The sequence below is a fragment of the Cobetia sp. SIMBA_158 genome (assembly GCF_046566945.1).
GTDB lineage: Bacteria > Pseudomonadota > Gammaproteobacteria > Pseudomonadales > Halomonadaceae > Cobetia > Cobetia amphilecti.
This window is the reverse complement of record NZ_JAWJYL010001047.1, coordinates 1-238: the sequence shown is the minus strand read 5'-3', so window position 1 is coordinate 238 and position 238 is coordinate 1. Positions and strand designations below refer to the sequence as shown.

At 34.9% G+C, this 238-nt stretch carries 1 protein-coding gene; it reads left to right on the top strand.

What is annotated here, in order from left to right:
* A partial coding sequence (locus tag R2R70_RS23005) for an efflux RND transporter periplasmic adaptor subunit (RefSeq protein WP_410979346.1) occupies nt 1–238 on the top strand: 238 nt, incomplete at both ends.

The following is a 238-nucleotide window of genomic DNA, read 5'->3' as shown; positions in this document are numbered from 1 at the left end:
AGAGTTTTTATTGGCAGTAAATAGAAATAACAATGTACTAATTCGTGCTGCAAAGGCACGTTTAGAGTCGTTAAATGTATCTGCTGAATTTATTGAGCGCTTACAAAAAAATAAGCAAATAATGCAAAATATTACCTTTTATGCGCGTCAAAGTGGGATTGTTGATGAGCTGAATGTGCGAGAAGGTTTTTATGTAAAGCCGGGTACATCTATGATGAGTATTGCTCAACTTGATGAA